At 38.1% G+C, this 4,144-nt stretch carries 3 protein-coding genes; 2 read left to right on the top strand and 1 reads right to left on the bottom strand.

Annotated features, from left to right (window positions below; translation table 11 throughout):
- Positions 1-523: 523 nt before the first annotated feature.
- Complete coding sequence (locus BY457_RS18730; RefSeq protein WP_106154853.1) at positions 524-1,852, top strand: ATP-binding protein; 1,329 nt, start codon at positions 524-526, stop codon at positions 1,850-1,852.
- Between the two features lie 494 nt (positions 1,853-2,346).
- On the opposite strand, the gene BY457_RS18735 is transcribed toward BY457_RS18730, so the two are convergent.
- Complete coding sequence (locus BY457_RS18735; protein ID WP_106154854.1) at positions 2,347-2,865, bottom strand: hypothetical protein; 519 nt, start codon at positions 2,863-2,865, stop codon at positions 2,347-2,349.
- A 110-nt stretch (positions 2,866-2,975) separates the two neighbouring features.
- Between BY457_RS18735 and BY457_RS18740 the strand changes: the two genes are divergently transcribed.
- Positions 2,976-4,141, top strand: a protein-coding gene (locus BY457_RS18740) for an IS3 family transposase (protein ID WP_258176797.1) whose coding sequence is annotated in 2 segments (ribosomal slippage) — positions 2,976-3,228 and positions 3,228-4,141 — 1,167 coding nt in all. Because the reading frame shifts where the segments join, the coding sequence is not laid out codon by codon here.
- Positions 4,142-4,144 lie beyond the last annotated feature (3 nt).

A 4,144-nucleotide genomic window follows, 5' to 3' on the forward strand; every position in this document is an offset into this window, starting at 1 on the left:
TCCTGTAATACCTGTCCGTCAGTACAGACTTTTGCCGGTTGGCTTCCTTCACTGCATACCTCACGGTAAACCAGCTTGCCACTTGCTAATGCTTCGAGGCGTCACCCTCGCGCATAAGGGACTTACACCCTCCGGATAAATTCACCTCACACTTTATGGTTACTTGAAAAAGATTTGTATTTTTAATCTTTTTCTAGAACTTCCAGTGTGGGTGCGCTGCTGCTCATGCAGGGCACACACACACAATATAGCAAATGGCGGGGAAAGTAGTGATTTGAAACATTCTCCCCCGCATCAAATTTTGTAACGGTGGATAGTGACGTAGCCCGCAAACCGCCACTTGCCATATTGTCAAACGTTGCCGTTCATGTAACGAAAAGAGAAAACAGTTAGCCACCGCACAAATTGCACATTTGCAAGCCCCAACACCACAGGCCAAGCTTCAGCTGGCAAAAGAGCAATTTCTTGCCATCCCGCAAGTTTGCATATATTTGTAAATAGTTAAAAGAAAATTAAAAAATACATGCCTGAAAGTCAAAACATAGAATGGAAAGAAAGTTGGCGGGATGAATATCTTAAATGTATTTGCGGGTTTGCAAATGCCAAAGGCGGGAAAATTATAATTGGAAAAAATGACAAAGGAGATGTCATTGGCATTGACAAATACAAAAAACTAATGGATGACATTCCCAATAAAATCCAAAACCAGCTGGGAATTGTTTGTGACGTTGATTTAAAGGAGTACGAAAATAAAAAGTATATTGAAATTGATGTAAAACCTTACGACGTACCAATTTCATACCAAGGGAAATATCATTATCGGAGTGGAAGCACCAAACAAGAACTTAAAGGCAATGCGCTAAACGAATTTTTGTTAAAAAAAGCTGGAAAAACCTGGGATGATGTTATTGAACCAAGAGCAAGTCTTGATGACATTGATATATCAGCAATTGAAGCATTCAAAAAAGGAGCCACATCAAGTAAAAGAATGCCTTTTATCGCAGAAGAGAACGACATTGAACCAATCTTAGATAATCTGTTACTTCTCGAAAACGGCCAATTAAAACGTTCTGCAATATTGCTCTTCGGGAAAAACCCCTGTCGTTTCTACATTAATGCATATGTGAAAATTGGGCGATTTGGACAAACAGATGATGACCTACTTTTCCAAGAAGTTGTTGAAGGAAATGCGTATCAATTAGCAGATAAAACACTTGATATTCTTGACAAAAAATTTCTGGTTTCACCAATTTCCTATCAAGGATTACAGCGAGTAGAAAAATGGGAATATCCGTACGAAGCCATTCGAGAAGTAATCCTCAATGCAATAGTGCACCGGGATTATATGGGTGCACCGATACAAATTAGCGTTTACGACGACAAATTAATTGTCTGGAATGAAGGCTCTCTACCAAATGATTTATCCATCGAAGATTTAAAAAAGAAACACTCTTCTCGCCCCCATAATCCAATTCTTGCAGGAACCTTTTTTAAAGGCGGATTAATTGAAGCCTGGGGACGTGGAACGATTAAAATACTAAATGAATGTAAAAAAGCAGGACTTCCTGAGCCAATTATAGAAAGTGCATCAGGGGGAATAAGCATTACACTTCGAAAAAATGCGATTGATAAAAAAAGCCTTATTTCAAAAGACCTAAATAAGCGACAAATAACGGCTCTTGAATTTTTAAAAGAGAATAAAACCATATCAAATAAAACATATCAGGAACTGTGTAAAGTCTCTAAAGCAACGGCAACAAGAGACTTAACTGAATTAGTTGACAAATTCAATATTGTTGAAAGGGTTGGGGATGTTGGCGCAGGAACCCTCTATAGATTAATTGGCTCATAATTGGCTCAATTGGCTCAGAAATGACTCAAAAGGAGAGAATCCCAGATTATGCCCTACCCTTCGCATGCAAGCACATTGGCTGGTCGCACAATCCATCGCACATCCCAAACCATCCAATAAGCTTGCAGGCCCAAACACACGGACTGAATGATAATAAAACACGAAACGGCAACAAAGCTATATACGCAAACCGGGGTGCCTTTTAGAAAATCATTTACAATAGTTTAAAAATCAATCATTTACAAGGTTTTTTGATGTCCGGTTTTTAGTCTAGTGGACATACAATTTGCCATCATATTTTTAGGAAAAAATCAAAATAAACCTGTTGATAACTTTTTTTTATTAAGATATATTTTTAATCAAGCGTGAGGCTTTACCGAATACAGTTTCAAAAAAAGGGAATCACTTCGAATTCTAGCACTATTTCAATTTGACCGATAAAAGGTCTTAAAATTTGAGGTCAAATCCAATTACATATAGTGGTTTTTAATGATTTAATAATATTCAATATCCCTTACAACTACAAATTCTGGTTTCTTGTTTTGATAAATAATTGCTTTAATCCAATCTTTGTTTGCATTGTATTCATAATCTATTGCAAGATGAGAGTTACTTTGAAACAGATCTTGGTCACTATCTGAATTTATCTGAATTGAATATTGAGTTAAATCACCATTCGCATTATATACGTGATTGTATGTCTTATCTACTATTAGTCCTTTGTGATAAGTATATTTGTTATCACCAGTCAATCTTGTAAAATACCCATTCTTTCTTCCTTTTTCGATAACAGAATACTCATTCTTACTATTATTAAGTGGATATGCAAAAGTTATGTCACAACCTTTTTGCATGCCAATATCTTTCTCCCTATGATAATATGCCAATTCGCCATCCTCATGATACCTGTATGTCTTCCTTTCAATTATTTTAAATCCCTTTTCATTGTAAAGTGTCACAGAACCTGACCGCATCTCAAATGAATCAGTTGAATTAGCATAATAATATGACACCCTTTTTACTAAACCTTCTTCTTCGTAATGCGCATCTTCTGTAGCCTTCCCCGAAAAACGGACAGCTTAAAATTAGACAAATTATTAATTTTGAGCAGTCAAAAAACGTTATGAAGAAATCAAGATTTACAGAAAGCCAGATCGTCAAGATCCTAAAGGAGTATGAAAGTGGCATAGATGCCCAAAGCTTGTGCCGTGAGCACGGTATCTCTAAAGCAACGTTCTATAATTGGCGTAAGAAGTATTCCGGCATGGAAGCCAGCCAGCTAAAGCGATTAAAAGAGCTGGAAGAGGAGAATCGCAAGCTCAAGCAGATGTACGCAGACCAGAGCCTGGATAATGTGATGCTTAAGGATCTGCTTGGAAAAAAGTTTTAAAGCCCTGCGAAAAGAAAACAAGAGCAGAGTATTTGCAGGCTACCTATGAGATTAGCATCGGCAGGGCGTGCCGATTAACAGACCTGCATCGCTCGATGTGGTATTACGAAAGCCGGCGTGACGACAGCGAAGTGATTGACAAACTCAATGAGCTGGCAGAAAAACTGCCGACCAGAGGGTTTGATGAATATTATGGACGAATCCGTAATGAAGGATTGCAATGGAACCGCAAGCGCGTATTAAGAGTTTATCGCTTAATGCAGCTGAACTTGCGTAGAAAACGAAAAAGAAGATTGCCAGCCCGCATTAAAGAGCCGTTAATCCAGCCCGCAGGCATCAATCATACCTGGTCTATGGATTTTATGAGTGATAGCCTGGTTTATGGACGTCGATTCCGGGTATTGAATATTATCGATGACTATAATCGAGAAGCTCTAGCCATTGAACCTGATTTTTCAATGCCAGGAGAACGTGTAATACAAGTGCTAAATGAAGTAATATCAGAGCGAGAAAAGCCGCGTGAAATAAGAGTAGATAATGGTCCGGAGTTTATTTCTAAAGCCCTGCAAAAATGGGCAGGAGAGAATAACATTAAATTGAAATACATACAACCAGGCAGCCCGACTCAGAATGCTTATGTTGAAAGGTTTAATCGCTTTTTTAGAGAAGATATTCTTGATGCCTATTTGTTTGGTGATTTAACGCAGGTAAGAGAATTAGCATGGGATTGGATGGTTGATTACAATGAAATGCACCCTCATAAAGCATTGGGTGGCATGAGTCCTTTGAAATATTTAAAAAAGATGGATGTAAGCCATCGGCCTCCTACATATTGCATCCTCCGGTCTCCAGCCGTTACTTTGATGGCAAAAAATGAGGATGACATTAACAACATTTAAGCA

It is taken from the genome of Marinilabilia salmonicolor (genome assembly GCF_003003035.1).
Lineage (GTDB): Bacteria > Bacteroidota > Bacteroidia > Bacteroidales > Marinilabiliaceae > Marinilabilia > Marinilabilia salmonicolor_A.

Excerpts from the sequence above, each read along its gene's own strand:
- BY457_RS18730 (WP_106154853.1), top strand. The coding sequence starts at position 524 with ATGCCTGAAAGTCAAAACATAGAATGGAAAGAAAGTTGGCGGGATGAA.